We start from the raw sequence: 21,222 nt of genomic DNA on the forward strand, positions 1-21,222 counted from the left end.
TTAATCCGTATTCAGGATTGTAATTTTGAAATCTATTTTATTGTTCCACGTGAAACATTACAAACTTGTCATTCAAATCCAAACTACATGTTCCACGTGAAATACTTTCGATTTGAAATTCAAAACACCACTATTGTTCCACGTGAAACATAGCGATTTTTTCATCTTCTTTATTTCTCATTAAAAGCTCTTCGGCTTCCCCTTTGTCTTTGTAGCCACAGTAGTGTAAAATTCCGTGAACTAAAACGCGCTTTAGTTCTTCCTCAAAAGAAACATTGAAGTCAGCGGCATTGTCTTTCACTCTTTCGATAGAAACAAAAATATCACCGTGCAATTCATTACCCATAGAATAATCAAAGCTGATGATGTCCGTTAGCGTATCGTGATCCAGATACTCCACATTTATTTTATGAAGACACTCATCGTCACAAAAGATGTAATTAATCTCTCCTTCTTTCTTCTTTTCCGAAGTAATAACATTTCCTAACCAAGTAGCAATAGCTTCTTCGTTATCTAAATTAAAGTCGGTTTCGTAATTAAAATTGATCATTTTTTATTAAAATATTCTTGAACCTTTTGATTAAAATTCGAGCGCAAAGGTAAGGATTGTCTATTTAATATTTCTATGCTATTCAAATAATCTAATAAAGCAGCTGGCAGCGCATTAGATTGATTATTAAACTCCTTTTTGTTGGTTTCAGATTGGCGCTTGTTTTCCTCTCCTTGTTGTTGAATGGCAGAATTCAATTTCAATAACTCTTGTTTCACATTCAGTATCTTTTGAAGCGTTTCATTCTTAAAACCTTTGTTCAATAATTGCTTTTCAATTTGCTTCATTTGTTCCAAAGCGCTTTGTCCATTACCACCCAATCCTTGTTTGTTCAATTCGTTTTGCAATGCTTCCCGCAATTGCTTTTGCTCTTTATAAATCTCCATTATAGCTTGCGCATCACCTTCGCCTCCCTCTCCTTCTTGACCCGATTCGCCAGACTTGCCTTGTTTACCATTTTGTCCTTTTTGACCGTCGCCAGGCTTCTCTCCTTTTTTTATTCCGTCTTTCATTTTCTCGCCAAGACCTTCTTGCTTTTTAATAATATCCGGCAATTGCATTCCTTGTCCTTGACCCGGCTTCGGTTTCCCAGAACCCATTCCTGACATTTGCATTTGCATATTGTTAAGCATATCACTTAGAAAATCTGCTAGTTTATTAGCTGCTGAAATAGTGTATTGTTGGTGCGACAACCCTTTTGGCACTTGAGCATCGGTTAAACTGGACAACGATTTATCGACGTTGTAAATTACATTACCAATTTCTTTAGTGATATCTTCAGCAATTTTTGGGTTGCGTAATGACATCGCAAATAAACTATCATCAACATGCTTGAACTGTTGTTTCAAATCCTGTTGAATTTTAATGTTTTTATTAAACGCCGGAGATCCTGATTTGTGCTTTTTAAACTGGCCCATCAAGTCTTCCTGTGATAAAGAAAACGCTAATAAATTATCCAAGATCTGTCGCAACATGGCAACATCTTCCTGCAACTGTTCCATCTCTGACCCCTCCAAAGTTTGTGCCATTTTTTGCGACATCTCTTTCATCTTTTTAGAAGCGCTTTTTTGATTTGGCTTGGCTTTATCTTTTTTGTCTTTCTTTAATTCCTCAGAAGCTTTCTTTAAATCTTCGTCAATACTTTTTTCTTTAGCATCGTCTTTTGGTAAATCCAATGGGGATTTTAATTCCTTATTTTCTTTTTCCAGATCGTTTAAATCTTCTTGGATTTTGTCAAACTCCGCATTGATGTCTTCCTGTTTGTCCAGTTTATTTTCCTTTTCGTCATTGGATAATTTATCTTGCTTTTCAGAAAGCTTGTCCAGTTTGTTACCTAATTGTTCCGCTTTCTTTTCTACATAAAACCTCTTCGTTAATTCCACCAACTGTTCTAAATTCTTGGTTTGGTTTTTACTATTTTGTTTGAATTTATCCAACTTAGACAACAACTCTTCATTCTGAATTTTATCGTTCAGTTCTTTCAATTCGTCTAAAAGCTTCTGATTTTTTTCCAATTCCTTTTCCGCTTTGTCCATTCGTTTTTGAAGCTCCTCTTTCAACTCATCCTTTTTGTCGGTTTTGAATTGCTCCAAATTATCGTTCATTTTTTTAGTGAATTCCTTCATCATCTCATCTTGTTTCATTTGACGCTTGATAAAATCATTTACTTTTTGCTGATCTTTGAAATCCAAATTTTCTTTTTCTTTCCCGGTTTTTTGCAACTTCTCCATTTCAGAGATTTGCTTATCCTGATTTTTTAAAGACTTTTCTAAACTATTGATGTTGTCGTTTTGCTGTTGCAAAATTTGATCTTCCTTCTCTTCATCTGTAGAAACGCGATTAGAGAAAACCGAAGATTTCGTGCTTTTGAAATTATGTATCGCATCATTATCAAAAACTTCAAAATAATAATCATAAGACACGCCTTGCTCTACCGGAAGATTGCTTGGAAACGAAAACACGAATTGATCAAACGCACTTTTCTTAATAGCAATTGTTCCACGTTTAGCGGTTTGTGGTTTCTCTCTTTCGTAATAGACAATCTGAAGTTTAGACAAACCATAATCATCCGAGATTTGACCTAAAACATAATTCTTGGCAACCTTCAAACTGTCCGGTGCGTTGTTCACATTGATCGTTGGAAACTGATCTTTGACAACAGTAAGCTGATAATTGAGTTTTTCGTGGTTTTTTACCTTCTCATTTGAAGTAAGAATTTGATAATCTGTGTTTTGAAGTATATTTTTAGATAAAATAAAGGTGTTTTCTGTTTTCGAAAAAGAAGCATTGGTAATTCCGTCCATCCACGCTACATTCTGTGTCGCTAGCGTATTCATTTTCCAAGTCACACGCGTTCCTTCCGGAATAACCGCATTTCCTGTTCCTTTGATTGTTTCCGATTTTTTATTTAAATACGACGGAAAGATCAACTGCATTTCGAAATTAGCAATCGAAGGAACGGTTATCACTTTCAATTCATAATTCGGAGAAGAAATAGCATTTCCCTCCACGTGGAACAAAATGTTTTCTGAAGGCTTTGCCATCTTAAATTGAAATTCTCCAGCTTTGACTGATTCCATAAAATAACTTTCATCGTCAATAAAAATCATCGCATTCTCAGGAACAATTTTTCCTTCGGTTTTAATTCGAAGTATAAAATCCTTTCCTTGTTCGGTTTGTAAATTCGAATTTAAAACAACGAATTTAAAAGGAGCCGGTGGCAAAAATGCCGAATTGAAATGCACTACTCTATTCAAACTTTGAGAAATCATGCTGCTGTTTCCAGAAAAATAAAAGAAAGCAAATAATACTATTGGAATTAAAGCCAAAGGAAAATACTTTCTGTTTCCGTTATAATTTATGGCGTTCCCAAAAGGGATTGGTTGCAATGCGTTGGCTTTTTGTTCAATCGAAGCGGCCAATAATTCCGATTTATTCTGATAACTATCAGAATCTGATAATTGTAAAAAGTTAGTCAGCTTGTCGCTCACTTCCGTAAAATGATTTCCAATAATTGTAGAAGCCTGATTGTAATCGATTCCTTTTTGAAGTTTGAATAATTTAAAAATTGGAAACAAAATAAAACGAAACAACAAATACACTTCTACTCCAACGAAAGTCCAAAATAAAATGGTTCTTCCCATTGGCTTGAGCCAAAGAAAATATTCGACAAAAAGCGTAAAAAGAAAATACAACAATCCTAAACCGATAAAGAAAATAGTTCCCCGTATCAATTCGTTGGTATAAAACTTCCTGATGAAAGCTTCTAATTTTTGATAAATAAACTGCTGAGTTTCCAAAATTTATGCTTTGTTTTTTATAACCAATAAAAGTAATAATTTATATGACTAAAGAAATGTTAAAACTCATCAAACTCATTAATCTTACATTATCTCATTTTCAAATAATCCAATTGAGTAATCGAATTTGTATCTTCGCAAAAAATTTACAGCAATGTCTAAACAAGTTCGGGTGCGTTTTGCACCAAGTCCAACTGGACCTTTACATATTGGCGGAGTTCGTACCGCATTATTCAATTATTTGTTTGCCAAAAAAAACAATGGTGTTTTCTTCCTGAGAATTGAAGATACGGATCAAAACCGTTTTGTTCCAGGTGCCGAAGAATATATCATGGAAGCGCTGGAATGGTTAGGAATTGCGCCAGATGAGACTATTGGTAAAAACGAAAAATTTGGTCCATACCGTCAAAGCGAAAGAAAAGATTTGTACCAACAATATGCTGCTGAATTAATCAATTCCGGGAATGCGTATTATGCTTTTGATACAGCCGAAGCTTTGGATGCAGCAAGAAAATTAGAAGAAGAACAAGGAAAAACCTTTATATACAATCACCATAACCGAGAGAAACTGGACACTTCGTTAGTGATTTCTGCAGACGAAACTGCTAAAAGAATTGCTGATGGAGAACATTATGTAATCCGTTTTAAAACTCCGGTGAATGAAACATTGCATTTGCATGACATCATTCGTGGCGATGTGAAATTTGAAACGAATCTTTTAGACGATAAAGTATTGTTCAAAAGTGATGGAATGCCAACCTATCATTTGGCTAATATTGTGGATGATCATTTAATGGAAACTTCGCATGTAATTCGTGGTGAAGAATGGTTGCCATCGATGCCTTTACACGTTTTATTGTACAGAGCATTTGGTTGGGAAGCACCGGAATTTGCACATTTACCATTGATTATGAAACCTGTTGGAAACGGAAAATTATCCAAACGTGACGGTGACAAAATGGGATTTCCTGTATTTCCATTAGATTGGAAAACCGCAGAAGGCGTTTCATCGGGTTACAGAGAAAAAGGGTTTTTCCCGGAAGCAGTCATCAACTTTTTAGCATTATTAGGTTGGAATGACGGAACGAATAAAGAATTATTCACGCTGAAAGAATTAGTGGAAGCATTTGACTTGAACAGAGTGCATAAATCTGGGGCTAAATTTGATCCGGAAAAAAACAAATGGTTCAATCATCAGTATTTAATCAAACAGGAAGATACAACTTTGGCGAAAGCCTATGCTCCTATTTTGGCTGAAAAAGGTTTTTCTGTAACGGAAAGTGTCTTAACTAAAGTGGTTTCTTTAATCAAAGAACGCGCGCATTTTGTTTCTGAATTTTGGGAAATGAGTGATTTCTTTTTTGTGGCTCCAACAGCCTATGATGAAAAAGCAAGTAAAAACTGGAAAGCAGAAACACCGGCCTTGATGCAGGAATTAATCTCTGTTGTGGAGGAAATTACCGATTTCACTTCTATGAATATTGAAACTATTGTAAAAGACTGGATGACGAAAAATGAAATTGGAATGGGGAAAGTAATGCAACCGTTTCGTTTGAGTTTGGTTGGCGCGCTGAAAGGTCCTCACCTATTTGATATCGTTGAAGTAATTGGAAAAGACGAAACGATTAATAGAATTCAAAAAGCAATAGCAACTTTGTAAAACTAAAAAGCTCCCAAATTTGGGAGCTTTTTAGTTTTTACTCGTGATTGAAGTAAGTCACTTTGTAATAATTTTTATTATCAGTTTCTATTAACCAAATACCTTCTTTTGAAACTAATGTATGTAGATAAATTTTATCTTTTGATGAATTAATACTATTTATATATGATTTAAAACTTTGATTACAATCATAATAAACCAATCCTAAAGCATCAAATCTAACTTTAGTTTTATTTATTTCATAAAACGATAGGATAAAATCTCTTGTGCCACTCATCATTGTAAAGATCTTATCTTCTTTATATGTTATTTTATTTTCATTTATAACATTTCCCTTCTCTAAATTCAATTGTTTATAAAAAACAAATTCATCGAACTTTTCTGAATAAATTATAAAATTGACATTTGATTTATTTATATTTAAACTAGTAAATAAATTGCCCTCGTTACCAAAACCATTCAATTGTTTGTCATTAATATCGTTTGTTTGTTTCCAAATTAAATCTCCTTTTTGATTAAATTTACAAACGTAATATCCTGTTGGATTAGAATTTATGTTCTTTTTATCCTTCTTTCCATACAAACCATAAACATAAATGTCTTGAGTTAATTCATCAATATAAAAATTATTAATTGTAAGCTGGTCGACAAAACCAACAATTACGTTAGAGCTATTTTGAAAAGAAGTATATGATAAATTTCCACCCCCGTTATTTGTTCTAATAAATGGATTGTCTAAAGAAAGTTTATAAGTATAAGAATTTATTTTCTTTCCATTATAATCATATAGAAATCTATAAAGTGTTGATGTATTACAATCTTTGCTAATCAATTTTGTAACTAATTCGAAATAATCTTTTCTGAAAAATGATTTAAAATAAATCTTTTTTAAATCATAATAATCGTCTTTTACAATTTGATTAATTATAGGTTCACTAATAAGTATCTTTTCTTTATTTTGAGTTTTTGCATTAATTTTATATAAAAATAAATCTTCTTTATCAAAATTAATTTTGGAATTTTCATTTTTATCTGCTAATAAATACAAATTATCTTTATCAAAAACATCATAATTTTGCTTCTTTTTTATTAGAGATGAAGGCTTTCCTTCCGTATAAATTTTGTAATCAGTTGACCATTTCATTGCCGCATAGTCTGAAGCTAAAAAAACAGAATTGTTCAAATCGGAAAATGAAATATCCATCAAAACGGCATTATCAATAAGAATACTTTTTGTAGAATTATGTTCATATTTATTTATACTGTGGACTTCTCTTTTTAAAGACATTTTAACGTGTTTGCCTTTATGAATTACCAATTCATTTGAATTTTCTAAAAAAGAATAGGATAATGGAACATTATCTTCCACAAATTTTTCTTCAACGATAGTGGTTTGAGCATTCATATAAATGCTGGAAAGTAATACAAAATAAAAAAGTGGCTTCTTCATAAATAAATTTAGTTTTAAGTTAAAAATATAAATCACTCAAATATAATACATTAGAGTGATTTTATGATAAATTTTTAATATAATTTTTCTTATAAATAAATAATCAGATTTCCGTTTACTATTCCTGGATTCCCTTTGAAATTGACTCCTAAATTTTTGTTGTTTAAGTTTTCAAGCATATTATTAATTCCATATTGATACGAAAGATTAGCTCTGAAATGACGGACTCCAAAAGTGATTCCAACTGTTGGATAAAAATTAAAATTTGAAATCTCCCTAATATCTTTGGCTAACAAGGTTGTCCCAGAAATAACATTATTTTCATCAGTGTTATCCATATTTAATTTTCCGTTTACTTGAACGATGGGTCCAAACTCCAAACTCAAATGATTTTCAATAAGCCTGTAACTCACCTGTAAAGACACTTGAGCTGACGCCAGTTTATAGTTAACATCTTCTTTTACCAAAGTCAAACTGTTCGTTGCAACAGAAAAATTATTCTCGCTAAATTGAATGTTATACACCATGTCCCAATTATTATAGAAATTTCCTCGCATAGAAAGTCCAGCATTCCAACCCAATTCAGGTTTAGTCTGGAAATTATTCGTGTTCAAGGTAAATTGATTGACTCCGAAACTGATTCCTATCCTATTTGAATCCCTGTATTCATATTGCGCAAAGGTTGCCCTTGAAATGAAAACAAAAAATAAAGTAAACGTTATCTTTCTCATATAATTAAAATTTACAAAGACAAACCTAAAGTTTTTTTGTAAATTGTGAGATAATTTTTAACTAAAAACAAAAAATATTATGAATATTGCGTTAATTATCCTACTAGTCTTTGGGTTCTTCATTTTACTGTCTTCGTTTTTTACGGTAAAACAGCAAACGGCTGTTGTTGTAGAGCGATTTGGAAAATTTTTAAGTATCAGACAATCCGGTTTGCATTTGAAAATTCCTTTAATAGATCGAATTGCAGGACGCGTAAATCTAAAAATCCAACAATTAGATGTTATCATCGAAACAAAAACCAAGGACAACGTTTTTGTGAAACTAAAAGTTTCGGTTCAATTTATGGTTATTAAAGAGACCGTTTATGATGCTTTTTATAAACTGGAATATCCACACGATCAAATTACTTCTTATGTATTTGATGTGGTTCGTGCTGAAGTTCCAAAATTAAAACTGGATGATGTTTTTGAAAGAAAAGATGATATTGCCATTGCGGTAAAAAGAGAATTGAATGAAGCCATGACCACTTATGGATATACGATTATCAATACTTTGGTAACTGATATTGATCCGGATATTCAAGTGAAAAATGCCATGAATAGAATTAATGCGGCTGATAGAGAAAAAACAGTAGCTGAATTTGAAGCTGAAGCATCAAGAATTAGAATTGTAGCCAAAGCTGAAGCTGAAGCAGAAAGCAAACGATTACAAGGACTAGGTATTGCCAACCAAAGAAGAGAAATTGCCAAAGGTTTAGTAGAAAGTGTGGATGTTTTGAACAGAGTTGGAATAAACTCTCAGGAAGCTTCGGCATTGATTGTAGTAACACAACATTATGATACTTTACAAGCTATTGGTGCTGATGCAAATTCTAATCTGATTTTATTGCCTAATTCTCCACAAGCCGGAAGTGACATGCTCAACAATATGATTGCTTCATTCAGTGCTTCGAACCAAGTGGGTGAAATGATGAAAAAGAGAAGTGGAAAAGTAAATCTAAAAAAGGAAAATAAAACCGATTATCAATTACCTGAAAAACCGGAAGCTCCAGAAACACCGGAAACAGAAGAATAATTTACTTGAATTCATAAAAAAAGAGGCTTAATTGCCTCTTTTTATTTTTTTAATCCATTTGATCACGTATGGTAATGCAATATTTAACACCGTTCCATACGAGCCTGAAAATGCCGATAAACCAGAACCAACAACTCCACTCACAAGGTTCATTGGCGTTATGCTTTCTTTCGTTTTTTGAAAACCATAAGCCATTTTTTGATAACTGATTTCTTTTTCAATCTTTAAGATTTCCAGTTCCCTATCAATTTGAGCATAGGATGTATATTTTTTGGTTTCCATAAGTTAGTCGTTAAAAAAGATTTCTGAAAATTTCTCTAAAATTGGTCCTTCAACGATTTTATCTTTTATAGAAAATAAAATTACTGTTATCAAAAGATAAACTCCACCAACAATTAAAAATCCCAAAGCATAACTATCTAAAGCTATGCCTATAGCTAACGCAGCGGCTACAGAACAAAACAATAAAACCATACTGAAACATAATAAAATCAATGAAAACTTTATTATCATTGTTGTTGATTTCATTGCAACCTTGAAACCCCGCAATTTATAATAAGCCGCAGTACTTTCTAAATAAGCTTTGGCTTGTTCTTGAATGTTTTCTGTATTTTCTTTTAGTTCTTCAAAAGCCATGGATTTATTTTTAGGATTTGATACAATAGGTAAATCAAAATTATTTTTGAAGTTTAGCGTTCTGCCTCTTTAACTCCGCCAATTTTTCTTCTAAGAAAGAAATTACATCTTCGGTCTTGTGACTCATATTTGAAACTAATTCTTCGTATGTTCCCTCTAAGTCATATTTTGCACTTGCGAATTTATCTTTCAGTTCTAAAGATGCATGATCAAGTTTATTTTTTAATTCACATTTGGCATCATCAAAACCATTTTTAATTTTCCCTCTTGTTTTAGAACCTTTATCCGGAGCGAATAAAATTCCGATTCCAGCTCCAATAGCTGCTCCAGTCAAAAGAGCCAATAATGTATTTCCCGTATTATTCGACATGATTCTTAATTTTAAAAGTTTGTTTCATAAAGATACGGATTTATTAACAACAACCCGTTAACAACTCGTTAAAGTGCAATTTTACAAGGCAAAAAGCAAATAAAAGCAAGCTGTTACACGTTTATTTGAATTTCGTGTTGAGTGTTGTTTATTCTAAAAAACGGTCTTAAAATCGATTTATAGACGTTGTTTTTAATTGAAAAAAAGTATTAAAAATAGTATTTTTATAAGAAATTACAATAATAAAAAAAGCCCTCTAAAAAGAGAGCTTTTGATTGATAAAATCTATTTAAAAATAAACCTTATATTTTAAGATCGTTTAATAATTGTAACACTTTTTCGTTTTTCTCGTTCGTTTTTAATTCTGAAAGTTGAACTTTGAAAAGAGTAAAATTATTCAAATCATTTTGTAAATTTTCAATGGTTAAAATTCTAACGGCTGCCATTTGACTTTTTAATGACATCATATATAATTTTGTCAAAGATTCTTCTTCAATATCTTTTACCTGCACTTTATCTGAATGATGCAAAATTAAATTTGAAAACAACAACGAGTTATTATCATTCTTGATATTTTTGACAATAGTCTGAATAATTAAACTGTAATTATCAATACTCTTTATGTTATCAACAATGCTGTTTAGAATCAAATTGGCATTGTTTTCATCCTTTTCTTTCACATATTTATTGATTTCTTTTTGAGTATTCATCAATAAATTTTCTTCTTTTTTGCCTTTTTCTTCCCATGCATCTTTCAATCCAACGGTTTTATTAAAGACAATTTTACCTTCGGTTGTGTCTTTATCCACATTGAAATAACCCAACCGTTGAAATTGGAATTTCTCTCCAGATTGAACCGTTGCCAAGCTTGGTTCTACAAATCCTTTTACAATTTGTAACGAACTAGGATTCATAAATTCCAAGAAATTTTTCTCTTTATGACTGTCTGGAGCTTCATCGATAAACAAGCGATCGTAAAGACGAACTTCAGCTTCTAAAGTATGTTGTATAGAAACCCAATGCAAGGTTCCAGCCACTTTTCGTTGACTGGCTTCGCTCCCACTTCCGCTTCTACTGTCTTCATCATACGTTACATGAATCTCCGTAATAGTTCCAGCAGTATCTTTTATAACACGTTCTCCTTTAATGATATAGGCATTTTTAAGACGTACTTCTCTGCCTAAACTCAATCGGAAAAACTTAGCCGGAGCATCTTCTAAAAAGTCTTCTCTTTCAATATATAATTCTTTTGAAAAAGGAACTTTTCTAAATCCTGCGCTTTCATCTTCCTGATTATTTTCGGCTTCCAGCCATTCTTCTTTATCTTCCGGATAATTAGTGATTACCAATTTTATTGGATCTAAAACCGCCATAACTCTTGGAGCCGTTTTATTCAAATCTTCGCGCAAGCAAAATTCCAAAAGTGAAAAATCAATTATATTTTCTCGTTTGGCAACACCAATAATTTCACAAAACTTACGAATAGAATTCGCTGTATATCCTCTTCTTCTTAGTCCTGAAATAGTTGGCATTCTAGGATCATCCCAACCATTTACTATATTTTCCTGAACCAATTGCAACAGTTTTCGCTTGCTCATTACCGTGTAATTCAAGTTCAAACGCGCAAATTCATATTGATGTGGTTTTACTTTTGAGTCATCATAAATTTGGTCCAAAAACCAGTTGTATAATTCCCGGTGCATCACAAATTCTAACGTACAGATAGAATGCGAAATTTGTTCTATATAATCACTTTCGCCATGTGCAAAATCATACATTGGATAGATTTTCCAATCGTTTCCGGTTCTGTGATGATGACGGTGTAAAACACGATACATCAAAGGATCACGCATCAACATATTAGTCGAAGTCATATCAATTTTGGCACGTAAAACATGGCTTCCTTCCTGAAAATCACCATTTTTCATTCCTTCGAATAAAGAAAGATTTTCTTCAACAGAACGGTTTCTGTAAGGTCCATCAACTCCAGGTTGTGTAGGCGTACCTTTTTGCTCAGCCATCTCTTCTGAAGATTGACTGTCAACGTAAGCTTTACCGTTTTTAATCATTTTTACAGCCCAATCGTATAATTGTTGGAAGTAATCCGATGCATACCTTTCTTCGGCCCAATTGAAACCCAACCATTGCAAATCTTCCTTTATAGCATCTACATATTCCTGCTCTTCTTTGGCTGGATTTGTATCGTCAAAACGCAAGTTAATTGGTGCATTGTACCTTAATCCTAAACCAAAATTCAAGCAAATCGATTTAGCATGACCTATATGTAAATACCCATTAGGTTCTGGTGGAAAACGGAAACGTAATTTATCTTGGGGAAAACCGTTTGATAAACTGTCTTCGATGATTTGTTCTATAAAATGGAGTGATTTTTCTTCAGTTGACATTTTTTTGTTTTATTTTAGCAAAGGTAAAAAAGTTTAAGGTTTAATGTTTAATGTTTCCATAGAAACCTATGAAAAGTTAGCAATTCCAATTTAAACTTTACACTTTAAACAAAAAAAATAAAAAAATGGGAATTATAAAACTTAAAAATATCAGAACCTACTCTTACCACGGTTGTTTAATCGAGGAGGGAAAAATTGGGTCTGATTATTCAGTAAACTTAGAAATCAAAACTGATTTAAGAAAATCCAGTATATCAGATGATTTGAAAGATACTGTGGATTACGTGCATTTAAATAGTATTGTGGAAGAAGAAATGGCCATACGATCGAACTTATTGGAACATGTTGCAAATCGTATCCTAACCCGAATTTTTCGTGAAATCCCTGAAATTTCAAGAATTATTTTACAAGTTTCTAAACTCAATCCTCCTATTGGTGGTGATGTTGAAGCAGTTACTATCGAAATGGAAGAATATAGAAGTTAAATAAGAGATGTTTAAAAAGGGTAAAAAAATATTTTTTGAAACTTTTAAACTTTAATCTTTTAATCTTTAAACTTTTTAAGTACTTTTGCCATCCGTTTAACAATGGCGTCGTGGCCGAGCGGCTAGGCTGGGCTCTGCAAAAGCTCCTACTCCGGTTCGAATCCGGACGATGCCTCAAAAACCTTCAAAGCAATTTGGAGGTTTTTTTTATGGCTAATTTTTAAGAAAAAGTGCAAAAAAATTTCTATTATAAACCATTAAGAAATTAAGTTTCATTAAGACTTAACACTTAATTTTTCTTAATTTCTTAATTGTTAAAAATAATTTTCCATAGATAAGCCCCTAAAAAGCAACTTATTTTTAGCTTATTTTTTTACTTTCTAAAAATTCTAAAATTTTAGACATTGTAACTTCTATATTTTTTAAAGTTACATAGGTTTCTAAACTATAATCAGTATTTTCAACACCAACTTTAATTCCTAATAATTCAGCTTGATTTTCTTTTAATTTTTCGTTCAGAATAATTGGATTTTGACCCCTTTTTAAAAACCAATAATGTACTTCAGGAAATTTATTTATAATTCTGGATATTAAATCATCACTGATTTTATTTCTTCCTTTTAATATATGATCAATTGTAGAATGACTTTTATAATCTAATTCATTTGCAAAAGCAAGTGCTGAATATCTTAGTTTTTCTAACAATTTTTTCATAATTTCAGAATCTGAAACAACTTTGTTTTCTGAGTTCATAGTTTTTTAATTTAAATTATTTTACAAAGATATTTAATTTATATTATTAATACAAGTTAAATACACTAAAAATATCAATTTTATAATTATTGATAACATTTTTAAATATTTCAAGACATAAAAAAACCGCTCTAATTGAGCGGTATATCTTTGATAATTAAAATTATTATCTATTATTTATCTATTTTTTCAAATGCTTTTTTTACCATTTCTTTTTCTTCTGGGAACCAACCTTGGGTGATTAAAACCATCCCAAAAACCATCATTACAATACTGATTCCTTTTTTAATTTTAAAAATATTTACCGGTGTTAGTTTTGTTTTCAATTGTTTGGCTAATAGTATTTTAATACAATCAATAAACAAATAAGAAACAACTACTGATATAAAAAAAGTCATCATTCTGGACGTTTGCATTTCTAGTTTTGGCCCTACTGAAATAATAATGGCCAACCAAAAACCAAGAACACCTATATTGATAATATTCAACAGAAACCCTTTTATAAAAAGGCTTAAATAGTTTTTTTTTACTATTTCCCTGTCAATAATATCAGTGTTTATTTTTTCTTCTTTTTTTAATTGAATGAAAGAAATTATACCATAAGCTAACATCAATACACCTCCAAAAATGAAAAGTGCCGGTTGATCTTTTAAACTTTGAATCAACCTGTAACTGCCTAAATAAGCAATTCCAATAAAAACAATATCCCCTAAAACTACGCCTAAATCAAATACTAAAGCAGCTCTAAATCCTTTTATAATACTTGTTTCCAGTAAAATAAAAAAAACAGGACCAATCATAAAACTCAAAAAAATTCCCCACGGAATACCAGATAAAATATCGTTTATCATTAAAAATTTAAATTTATTACCAAAAATCTAAACCAAAGTACTAATTTTTTTCTAAAATAGTACCGCCAATGAAAACTTCCTTGTTAATCTGTTTTGGTTTACCGTAGATAAAAATAGAGCCTCCTGCTTTTACTTTTGCATCAACCAATGTAGTTGCATGAATTTCAGATTTTCCTCCGGCAGAAACGCTTATTGTTGTTTGTTTTGTATGTAAATCAATTCCTTTTAGAATACCACCTGAAGTAATAACAACATCTTGATTTGTGGCTTTACCTGAAATATCAATTATTCCACCTGAATTTGCCTTTACATTTACTTTATCAACATCCATTTCAATGTTTATCTCAGCACCTGATTTTGCATTCAAATCCAACATTGTTTGTTTAAAATCAGCTTCACTTGAAACATAACTTCCCTCGCTTGCACTGATACTTTCAATATTTTTGAAATATAATTTAATTGTAATAGCATCGCCTGATAATAGTTTTGGAAAAGGCATTCTGATTTTCAGTTCTCCATTTTTATTAACCGTTTCTACTTCATCAGCTCGGTCTCCCGTTATAACTATTTTATTTTCTGAAGCTGAAATTAATTTTACGTTGATTTTATCAAATACTTTTACTTCATCAAAATCTCCTAAGTTTCTGGATACCTGAGCATTTGTTATTTGAGTTAACAATACAAAGGTAATAATCACTAATTTTTTCATTTTTTTTATTTAATTGGTTCTTCAATTCTTCTTAAAAAATTAAAATCCAGTTGTTTTTTAACTAAATCGGCATTTTTTACTTTAACGTAAATTTCATCTCCTAATTGTAATAATTTACCCGAAGTTGCGCCAGTTAGTGCATATTGTTTTTCGTCAAAGGTGTAATAATCGTCTTTTATATCACGGATTCTACACATTCCTTCACATTTATTCTCGATGATTTCTACATAAATTCCCCATTCCGTCACACCGGAAATTACACCTAAAAACTCTTGATCCTGATGATCTTGCATGTATTTTACCTGCATGTATTTGATAGAATCGCGCTCCGCATTGGTTGCCAAACCTTCCATTGTGGAAGAATGAACACACTTCGTTTCATACGTTTCTTCATCGGCTGATTTTCCTCCGTCCAGATAATGCTGTAATAATCGATGCACCATTACATCGGGATAACGACGAATAGGCGATGTAAAATGAGAATAATAATCAAAAGCCAAACCGTAATGTCCTATATTATCCGTAGAATATTTGGCTTTACTCATACTTCTAATTGCCAAAGTATCAATTAAATTCTGTTCTTTTTTACCATTCACTTCTTCCATCAACGCATTCAATGATTTCGAAATATCGCCTTTGTTACGGAAATCAATTTTATAACCAAACTTTGCAATTACTGTTTGCATAGCAATTAACTTATCTTCGTTAGGCTCATCGTGAATCCTGTAAATGAAGGTTTTCTTTTGTTTTCCAATGTATTCTGCTACTTTTTTATTCGCCAAAAGCATGAATTCTTCAATCAAATGATTCGCATCTTTTGATATTTTAAAATAAACACCCTGAGGTTCACCCGCTTCATCTAAATTGAACTTCACTTCTACTTTATCAAAAGAAATGGCACCATCAGCCATTCTTCTTTTTCTAAAAATTTTAGCTAATTCGTCCATTTTTAAAGTCGCAGACACTATTTCTTCCGAAACTTGATACGAACTTCCAGTTATAGAAATTTCTTCGGGAATTACATCATCCTTGGTTTCTATAATGTATTGCGCTTCTTCGTACGAGAATCGTTGATCCGAATAAATTACAGTTCTACCAAACCATTGATTGACCACTTGTGATGTTTCGGTGATTTCGAAAATAGCCGAAAACGTATATTTTTCTTCGTTTGGTCGTAATGAACAAGCAAAATTTGATAACACTTCCGGTAACATTGGCACTACTCGATCAACTAAATAAACCGAAGTCGCTCTTTGATACGCTTCATCATCCAGGATTGTTCCTTCTTGAAGATAATGGGAAACATCGGCAATATGAATACCAATTTCGTAATTACCATTCTCTAATTTTTTAAATGATAAAGCATCATCAAAATCTTTAGCATCTTTTGGATCAATGGTAAAAGTCAACGTATCTCGCATATCGCGACGTTTGGCAATTTCACTTTCTTCTATCGAGGTATCAATTTTTTGTGCAAATGTTTCTACTTCAATAGGAAACTCTGATGGCAATCCATATTCTGCAAGGATAGCATGAATCTCTGTATCGTGTTCTCCAGGTTTCCCTAAAACTTTTATTACGGAACCAAAAGGACTATCCGCTCTGGCTGGCCAATCTTCGATATGAACCAAAACTACATCGCCTTGCTCCGCCTCGCCTATTTTATCCTTTGGAATAAAAATATCAGTATACATTTTTGGATTGGCTGTAGAAACAAAAGCAAAATTAGCTTGAATGTCAATTACACCCACAAAGTCAGTTTTATTTCTTTCAATCACTTCAATCACTTCACCTTCAGGTCTTTTCCCTTTTCTTCGATTGTAAACATATACTTTGACAATATCTTTGTCTAAAGCGTGGTTCAAATTATTGGTAGGAATAAAAACATCTTCTTCCATTTCAGGACAAACAAAATAAGCTGTTTTACGACCGGTCATGTCAATTTTACCTTCGTAGTAATCCTGACTCACTGCTTTTACTAAATATTTGCCAGGTTCTGATTCTATAATTTTATTTTGCGAAGCCAGAATCTTCAAATCTTTTATAATTTGATTTCTGCTTTGGGTATCATCCAGTTCCAGCTTTGCTCCTATTTGTTTGTAGTTGAATGCTTTATTAGCACTTTGCGATAATATTTTTAGAATTTTATCAGAGAAATCTTTCTCTTTTTTTATCGGCTTTCTTAATCTTTTACTCATAAATCTGTTCTTAAAAGTCTAAAATTACAAAATACTAAACTGTTATCGGTAAAGAGTTCACAGTTTTAAAGAAAATATAACTTTAAAGAATAGTTGTATCTTTATAAAAACAATCAAAATGGAAGACTTTCAAACCATTGCAATTTTTAATTATTCACATGAAATTGTAGTACTGAAGCATTTATTGGAACAAGAAAAAATTAACTATTTTTTTGAAAACGAAACCTTAGTTTCAGTCGATCCATTTGGGAGTTTTGCTTACGGTGGAATCAAGCTTAAAATTCACATCAGTGATTTTGAAAAAGTACAAAAATTTTTAGACGACTTGAATAACAATCTAACGATCGTTTAAAATAATTAAGAAGACTAAAATCTATTTTTTGAATTCTAATTTTTTCAAAGTTGTCAACATATATTTATATAAACAAAAAGAAAAATTAAATTTAAATTATTTTTAGGTTGTTATTATAGCGTGTTAATAGTCGCAATAAATTTATTTTAAAATGTATTGAAATCAAGTTTAAAGATGTTATACGGACTTATCAACATAGTTATTTTATACTAAAGTCTTCGTTTTAAAGTCTTTTTGAATTTTAATTAACAATGGTTAATAATCTAAAAGGAATAGTTTTTGTAAATAAGTACTTTTTAAAATTTTGTTGATAAACTACTTTTTAATATTGATAACTATTCTAAAAATTCAACGAACTAAATTTGGATTTCTAATGTGGGTTTTGGATTACTTATTTTTTCATTACAACCCAAAAAAACTTCTAATATTCTATCTAAAGTTATGAACATCTTGTGTTAATTTAAAGTTAACTGAATATCAAGCGATTGCGTTTTGCTATTAACAATGTAAATTTTTAACATTTTAAATATAAAATCTACATTGATTCACAGCTATTTATAGATTTATTAAAATTGTTGATAACTGCTAATCAAATAGTAATCTGACAGTTATACAATCTATTATCAATTTTTATTTTTAATGACTTTTATCAATTGTAATAATCAATCAAAGAAGCGAGATTTAAATTCTACAAAACTAAATTTCTTTATTTAAATTTGCACCACACAACTTAATACATATAAAATGAAAATCTCCATTGGAAACGATCACGCAGGACCAGATTACAAAAAAGCAATTGTCGAAATGCTTAAAGCAAAAGGACATGAGGTAACTAATTACGGAACGGATTCTGCAGACAGTGTAGATTATCCTGATTATGGTCATGCTGTTGCAAAAGATGTATCAGAAGCAAAAGCTGATTTTGGAATTGTTATTTGCGGAAGCGGAAATGGAATTGCCATGACGGTGAATAAATATCCAAAAGTTAGAGCAGGTTTATGCTGGACAAAAGAAATAGCTGTTTTAACAAGGCTTCATAATAATGCGAATATTATTAGTATTCCCGCTCGTTTTACATCGATTCCACAAGCAGTAGAAATGGTAGAAGCGTTCTTAAACACTGAATTTGAAGGAGGAAGACACCAAAATAGAGTGGATAAAATTTCTTGTTAGAATCTTTTTATTGACTAAATTTACATTAATTCAGTCAGTGCGTTGACTGAATTTACATTAATTTAGTCAATACACTGACTGAATTACTATTTTTTGATTATATTTGGTTTAGGTTTCTAAATCAAATAGAATGGAAAATTATTTAAAAAGAGCGTTATTTCAAGATTTTGGTAAAAAAGTACTTTCTAATAAAGTATTGATTTTACTGGGCGCTCGTCGTGTTGGAAAAACTGAACTACTAAAAAATTATCTTCAAACTATTCCTGACGGAAGTTATTTGCAACTGAACGGAGAAGATATCAATGACGCTAATTTACTCAAAGAACGTTCCGTAGCGAATTACAAGCGATTATTACTCAATATTGATTTATTGGTTATAGACGAAGCCCAAACGATTCCTGATATTGGACTTATTCTAAAACTAATTGTTGATTCTATTGATGGAATTAAAATTATTGCCACAGGTTCCTCCATATTTGATTTAAACAATACTCTTGGTGAACCATTAGTAGGACGAAAAAACACCTTATATCTTTTTCCATTAGCACAAATGGAATATTCCAAATACGAAAATTACAAACAAACTACAGAAAAATTAGAGGAAAGATTACTTTTTGGAAGTTATCCGGAACTGATTCAATATTCAGATTGGGAGGATAAAAAAGAGTATTTGTATGAAATCATCAATTCGTATTTACTTAAAGATATTTTAGTTTTTGAAGGAATAAAACACGCCGATAAAATATATGATTTGCTGCGGTTGATAGCGTATCAATTAGGAAAAGAAGTTTCGTTGCAGGAATTAGCAAATCAGTTGCAAATGTCTAAAAATACAGTTGCTACTTATTTGGATTTGCTTTCTAAAGTGTTTATTATCTTTAAAGTAGAAGGATTTAGCCGCAATCTTCGGAAGGAAATTGTGAAATCCAGCCGTTGGTATTTTTATGACAATGGCATTAGAAACGGAATCATTACTAATTTTAATCGATTGGATTTCAGAACAGATGTGGGCGATTTATGGGAAAATTACTTGGCAGTAGAACGCGTTAAAAAGCAAAATTATTTAAAAATAAAAAGCAATAATTATTTCTGGCGCACTTATGATCAGCAAGAACTAGACTGGCTTGAAGAAACAGCTGATAAATTGTCAGGATTTGAGTTTAAATGGAATGAGACTAAAAAAGTCAAAATTCCTGCCGCTTTCGCAAAAGCCTATCCGGATGCTACTTTTGAAGTCATTAACAAGAGTAATTATTTAGATTTTATAACATAGAAATATGCTATAAAAACCTGCAGTATACCAATTAAAAAAAACTTCCATAAAAAAGACATTTTTGAAGTTTTATGTCGGAAAACAAGCATCGCTAACCCGGAACCAATTGTTCCGCCGATAAATGCGAAGCTTAAAAGTGTTTTTTCAGAAATTCTTCTTTTGTTTTTTATAGCCAATCGTTTATCATAGCCGGTTACCACAAAAGATAAGAAATTGAGAATCAAAAAACAATATAATAAAACCATCATTGGTGTAAAAATAAGGATTAAAGATAGTGGTTGTTTGATTAATTTTTGATTAAATTTCATATATTACACTGTTTTTTTTACAATAAAAAAGGAATATATAAGGGCAAATTTAATTTAGTCTATCAATATTGTCTCTACAAAATTTTTAAATTATGAGTCCAATAAAATTATTTGAACAAAAAAAAGTTAGAAGTCATTATGATGATGAAAAGGAAGTTTGGTACTTTTCGATTATAGATGTAATCGAAATATTATCGGGTTCTGATAGACCAAGAAAGTATTGGGCTGATTTAAAATCAAAACTAAAAATAGAAGGAAGTGAACTGTCCGAAGAAATCGGACAGTTGAAAATGGAAGCATCTGATGGTAAGCAAAGGGCAACAGATGTGGCAGATACCGAGCAACTTTTAAGACTAATTCAATCTATTCCTTCTCCAAAAGCGGAACCTTTCAAACAATGGTTGGCAAAAGTGGGTTACGAAAGGATGCAAGAACTTGCCGATCCCGCACAAAGTTTGGATCGTGCCCGAGAAAATTGGCAAAAACTCGGACGAAGCGAAAAATGGATTCAGCAACGGATGACTGGGCAGGAGACCAGAAATAAACTTACCGATTATTGGAAAGAAAGCGGTGTAGAGAAATCCGATGAGTTTGCTTTATTGACCAACATTATTCATCAGGAATGGACGGGATTATCAGTTAAGAAACATAAAGAAGTAAAAGGGTTGAAGTCTCAAAACCTGAGAGACCACATGAGCGAAGCTGAGTTAATTTTTACCGCTTTGGCGGAACTTTCCACCAGACAAATCGCCGAAACCGATGAAGCCAAAGGACTTATAGAAAATGCAAAAGCCAGTAAAAAAGGCGGAGCAATTGCAAAAAATGCCCGATTGGCACTGGAAGACAAAACAGGAAAAAGTGTAGTAACGGGAGAAAATTTTTTGCCATCAACACAAAAACAAGTGGAATAATCAAATGGAGAATTTCAAAACCATTTCAAAATA

Annotated in this window: 20 protein-coding genes and 1 tRNA gene; 8 read left to right on the forward strand and 13 right to left on the reverse strand. The window is 31.6% G+C overall.

From position 1 onward, the window contains the following. Positions 1–130: 130 nt before the first annotated feature. Positions 131–550 carry an rRNA maturation RNase YbeY gene (gene ybeY, locus E0I26_RS00680; protein ID WP_131914579.1) on the reverse strand — a complete coding sequence of 140 codons (420 nt, stop codon included), beginning with the start codon at positions 548–550 and terminating at the stop codon, positions 131–133. Next, on the reverse strand, positions 547–3,849 hold the full coding sequence (locus E0I26_RS00685; RefSeq protein ID WP_131914580.1) for a hypothetical protein: 3,303 nt from the start codon (positions 3,847–3,849) through the stop codon (positions 547–549). Before E0I26_RS00685 ends, ybeY begins: the two co-directional genes overlap by 4 nt. A gap of 154 nt (positions 3,850–4,003) precedes the next feature. On the opposite strand from E0I26_RS00685, the gene gltX reads away from it, so the two are divergent. Further along, positions 4,004–5,509 carry a glutamate--tRNA ligase gene (gene gltX / locus E0I26_RS00690; RefSeq protein ID WP_131914581.1) on the forward strand — a complete coding sequence of 502 codons (1,506 nt, stop codon included), beginning with the start codon at positions 4,004–4,006 and terminating at the stop codon, positions 5,507–5,509. A gap of 37 nt (positions 5,510–5,546) precedes the next feature. Here gltX and E0I26_RS00695 read toward each other — a convergent pair whose 3' ends face one another. Then, the gene (locus E0I26_RS00695; RefSeq protein WP_131914582.1) at positions 5,547–6,959 is read right to left on the reverse strand and encodes a hypothetical protein; all 1,413 of its coding nucleotides are present in this window, start codon (positions 6,957–6,959) and stop codon (positions 5,547–5,549) included. A gap of 89 nt (positions 6,960–7,048) precedes the next feature. Then, on the reverse strand, positions 7,049–7,690 hold the full coding sequence (locus E0I26_RS00700) for an outer membrane beta-barrel protein (protein ID WP_131914583.1): 642 nt from the start codon (positions 7,688–7,690) through the stop codon (positions 7,049–7,051). Positions 7,691–7,769: 79 nt separating this feature from the next. Between E0I26_RS00700 and E0I26_RS00705 the strand changes: the two genes are divergently transcribed. Further along, positions 7,770–8,765: an SPFH domain-containing protein gene (locus E0I26_RS00705; RefSeq protein ID WP_131914584.1), complete on the forward strand. Its 996-nt coding sequence runs from the start codon at positions 7,770–7,772 to the stop codon at positions 8,763–8,765. A 27-nt stretch (positions 8,766–8,792) separates the two neighbouring features. On the opposite strand, the gene E0I26_RS00710 is transcribed toward E0I26_RS00705, so the two are convergent. The 4 genes from E0I26_RS00710 to E0I26_RS00725 all read right to left on the reverse strand — a co-directional run bounded on the left by E0I26_RS00710 (position 8,793) and on the right by E0I26_RS00725 (position 12,176). Further along, complete coding sequence (locus E0I26_RS00710; RefSeq protein WP_131914585.1) at positions 8,793–9,047, reverse strand: DUF6327 family protein; 255 nt, start codon at positions 9,045–9,047, stop codon at positions 8,793–8,795. A 3-nt stretch (positions 9,048–9,050) separates the two neighbouring features. Next, entirely contained in the window at positions 9,051–9,401 is a 351-nt protein-coding gene (locus tag E0I26_RS00715) for a phage holin family protein (protein WP_131914586.1), read from the reverse strand. 40 nt (positions 9,402–9,441) lie between these two features. Continuing rightward, positions 9,442–9,771, reverse strand: a complete 330-nt coding sequence (locus E0I26_RS00720; protein WP_131914587.1) for a YtxH domain-containing protein — start codon at positions 9,769–9,771, stop codon at positions 9,442–9,444. Between the two features lie 302 nt (positions 9,772–10,073). Then, positions 10,074–12,176 carry a glutamine--tRNA ligase/YqeY domain fusion protein gene (locus E0I26_RS00725; RefSeq protein WP_131914588.1) on the reverse strand — a complete coding sequence of 701 codons (2,103 nt, stop codon included), beginning with the start codon at positions 12,174–12,176 and terminating at the stop codon, positions 10,074–10,076. A 125-nt stretch (positions 12,177–12,301) separates the two neighbouring features. Between E0I26_RS00725 and folB the strand changes: the two genes are divergently transcribed. Further along, positions 12,302–12,661 (forward strand): dihydroneopterin aldolase, encoded by a 360-nt coding sequence (folB, locus tag E0I26_RS00730; RefSeq protein ID WP_131914589.1) that lies wholly within the window; start codon positions 12,302–12,304, stop codon positions 12,659–12,661. 104 nt (positions 12,662–12,765) lie between these two features. Continuing rightward, positions 12,766–12,836, forward strand: a tRNA-Cys gene (locus E0I26_RS16415). 185 nt (positions 12,837–13,021) lie between these two features. Here the strand turns inward: E0I26_RS16415 and E0I26_RS00735 are convergent. The 4 genes from E0I26_RS00735 to rnr all read right to left on the reverse strand — a co-directional run bounded on the left by E0I26_RS00735 (position 13,022) and on the right by rnr (position 17,172). Further along, a complete protein-coding gene (locus tag E0I26_RS00735) occupies positions 13,022–13,414 on the reverse strand; it encodes a hypothetical protein (protein WP_131914590.1) in 393 nt (130 codons plus the stop codon). Positions 13,415–13,587: 173 nt separating this feature from the next. Further along, a complete protein-coding gene (locus tag E0I26_RS00740) occupies positions 13,588–14,265 on the reverse strand; it encodes a LysE family translocator (protein WP_131914591.1) in 678 nt (225 codons plus the stop codon). 40 nt (positions 14,266–14,305) lie between these two features. Further along, positions 14,306–14,974: a head GIN domain-containing protein gene (locus E0I26_RS00745; RefSeq protein WP_131914592.1), complete on the reverse strand. Its 669-nt coding sequence runs from the start codon at positions 14,972–14,974 to the stop codon at positions 14,306–14,308. A 5-nt stretch (positions 14,975–14,979) separates the two neighbouring features. Further along, positions 14,980–17,172 (reverse strand): ribonuclease R, encoded by a 2,193-nt coding sequence (gene rnr, locus E0I26_RS00750; protein ID WP_131914593.1) that lies wholly within the window; start codon positions 17,170–17,172, stop codon positions 14,980–14,982. 118 nt (positions 17,173–17,290) lie between these two features. Here rnr and E0I26_RS00755 point away from each other — a divergent pair, with 118 nt between their 5' ends. The 3 genes from E0I26_RS00755 to E0I26_RS00765 all read left to right on the forward strand — a co-directional run bounded on the left by E0I26_RS00755 (position 17,291) and on the right by E0I26_RS00765 (position 19,970). Then, positions 17,291–17,524 (forward strand): DUF2007 domain-containing protein, encoded by a 234-nt coding sequence (locus tag E0I26_RS00755; RefSeq protein WP_131914594.1) that lies wholly within the window; start codon positions 17,291–17,293, stop codon positions 17,522–17,524. A gap of 744 nt (positions 17,525–18,268) precedes the next feature. Beyond that, on the forward strand, positions 18,269–18,697 hold the full coding sequence (gene rpiB / locus E0I26_RS00760) for a ribose 5-phosphate isomerase B (protein WP_131914595.1): 429 nt from the start codon (positions 18,269–18,271) through the stop codon (positions 18,695–18,697). A gap of 130 nt (positions 18,698–18,827) precedes the next feature. After that, positions 18,828–19,970: an ATP-binding protein gene (locus E0I26_RS00765; RefSeq protein ID WP_131914596.1), complete on the forward strand. Its 1,143-nt coding sequence runs from the start codon at positions 18,828–18,830 to the stop codon at positions 19,968–19,970. Here E0I26_RS00765 and E0I26_RS00770 read toward each other — a convergent pair. Beyond that, positions 19,949–20,278: a DUF1294 domain-containing protein gene (locus tag E0I26_RS00770; RefSeq protein ID WP_317126107.1), complete on the reverse strand. Its 330-nt coding sequence runs from the start codon at positions 20,276–20,278 to the stop codon at positions 19,949–19,951. The two genes, E0I26_RS00765 and E0I26_RS00770, sit on opposite strands and share 22 nt — an antisense overlap. Positions 20,279–20,370: 92 nt before the next feature. Here E0I26_RS00770 and E0I26_RS00775 point away from each other — a divergent pair, with 92 nt between their 5' ends. Next, a complete protein-coding gene (locus E0I26_RS00775; RefSeq protein WP_131914597.1) occupies positions 20,371–21,189 on the forward strand; it encodes a BRO family protein in 819 nt (272 codons plus the stop codon). Positions 21,190–21,222 lie beyond the last annotated feature (33 nt).

Source organism: Flavobacterium rhamnosiphilum, assembly GCF_004349195.1.
GTDB classification, from domain to species: domain Bacteria; phylum Bacteroidota; class Bacteroidia; order Flavobacteriales; family Flavobacteriaceae; genus Flavobacterium; species Flavobacterium rhamnosiphilum.

What these genes read in the sequence shown, in the direction of transcription:
- E0I26_RS00755 (WP_131914594.1), top strand. Translation starts at nt 17,291, where the DNA reads ATGGAAGACTTTCAAACCATTGCAATTTTTAATTATTCACATGAAATT.
- E0I26_RS00725 (WP_131914588.1), bottom strand. Translation starts at nt 12,176, where the DNA reads ATGTCAACTGAAGAAAAATCACTCCATTTTATAGAACAAATCATCGAA.
- rnr (WP_131914593.1), bottom strand. Translation starts at nt 17,172, where the DNA reads ATGAGTAAAAGATTAAGAAAGCCGATAAAAAAAGAGAAAGATTTCTCT.
- rpiB (WP_131914595.1), top strand. Translation starts at nt 18,269, where the DNA reads ATGAAAATCTCCATTGGAAACGATCACGCAGGACCAGATTACAAAAAA.
- E0I26_RS00765 (WP_131914596.1), top strand. Translation starts at nt 18,828, where the DNA reads ATGGAAAATTATTTAAAAAGAGCGTTATTTCAAGATTTTGGTAAAAAA.
- E0I26_RS00745 (WP_131914592.1), bottom strand. Translation starts at nt 14,974, where the DNA reads ATGAAAAAATTAGTGATTATTACCTTTGTATTGTTAACTCAAATAACA.
- ybeY (WP_131914579.1), bottom strand. Translation starts at nt 550, where the DNA reads ATGATCAATTTTAATTACGAAACCGACTTTAATTTAGATAACGAAGAA.
- E0I26_RS00770 (WP_317126107.1), bottom strand. Translation starts at nt 20,278, where the DNA reads ATGAAATTTAATCAAAAATTAATCAAACAACCACTATCTTTAATCCTT.
- E0I26_RS00740 (WP_131914591.1), bottom strand. Translation starts at nt 14,265, where the DNA reads ATGATAAACGATATTTTATCTGGTATTCCGTGGGGAATTTTTTTGAGT.
- folB (WP_131914589.1), top strand. Translation starts at nt 12,302, where the DNA reads ATGGGAATTATAAAACTTAAAAATATCAGAACCTACTCTTACCACGGT.
- E0I26_RS00695 (WP_131914582.1), bottom strand. Translation starts at nt 6,959, where the DNA reads ATGAAGAAGCCACTTTTTTATTTTGTATTACTTTCCAGCATTTATATG.
- E0I26_RS00775 (WP_131914597.1), top strand. Translation starts at nt 20,371, where the DNA reads ATGAGTCCAATAAAATTATTTGAACAAAAAAAAGTTAGAAGTCATTAT.
- E0I26_RS00705 (WP_131914584.1), top strand. Translation starts at nt 7,770, where the DNA reads ATGAATATTGCGTTAATTATCCTACTAGTCTTTGGGTTCTTCATTTTA.
- gltX (WP_131914581.1), top strand. Translation starts at nt 4,004, where the DNA reads ATGTCTAAACAAGTTCGGGTGCGTTTTGCACCAAGTCCAACTGGACCT.
- E0I26_RS00720 (WP_131914587.1), bottom strand. Translation starts at nt 9,771, where the DNA reads ATGTCGAATAATACGGGAAATACATTATTGGCTCTTTTGACTGGAGCA.
- E0I26_RS00735 (WP_131914590.1), bottom strand. Translation starts at nt 13,414, where the DNA reads ATGAACTCAGAAAACAAAGTTGTTTCAGATTCTGAAATTATGAAAAAA.
- E0I26_RS00700 (WP_131914583.1), bottom strand. Translation starts at nt 7,690, where the DNA reads ATGAGAAAGATAACGTTTACTTTATTTTTTGTTTTCATTTCAAGGGCA.
- E0I26_RS00715 (WP_131914586.1), bottom strand. Translation starts at nt 9,401, where the DNA reads ATGGCTTTTGAAGAACTAAAAGAAAATACAGAAAACATTCAAGAACAA.
- E0I26_RS00710 (WP_131914585.1), bottom strand. Translation starts at nt 9,047, where the DNA reads ATGGAAACCAAAAAATATACATCCTATGCTCAAATTGATAGGGAACTG.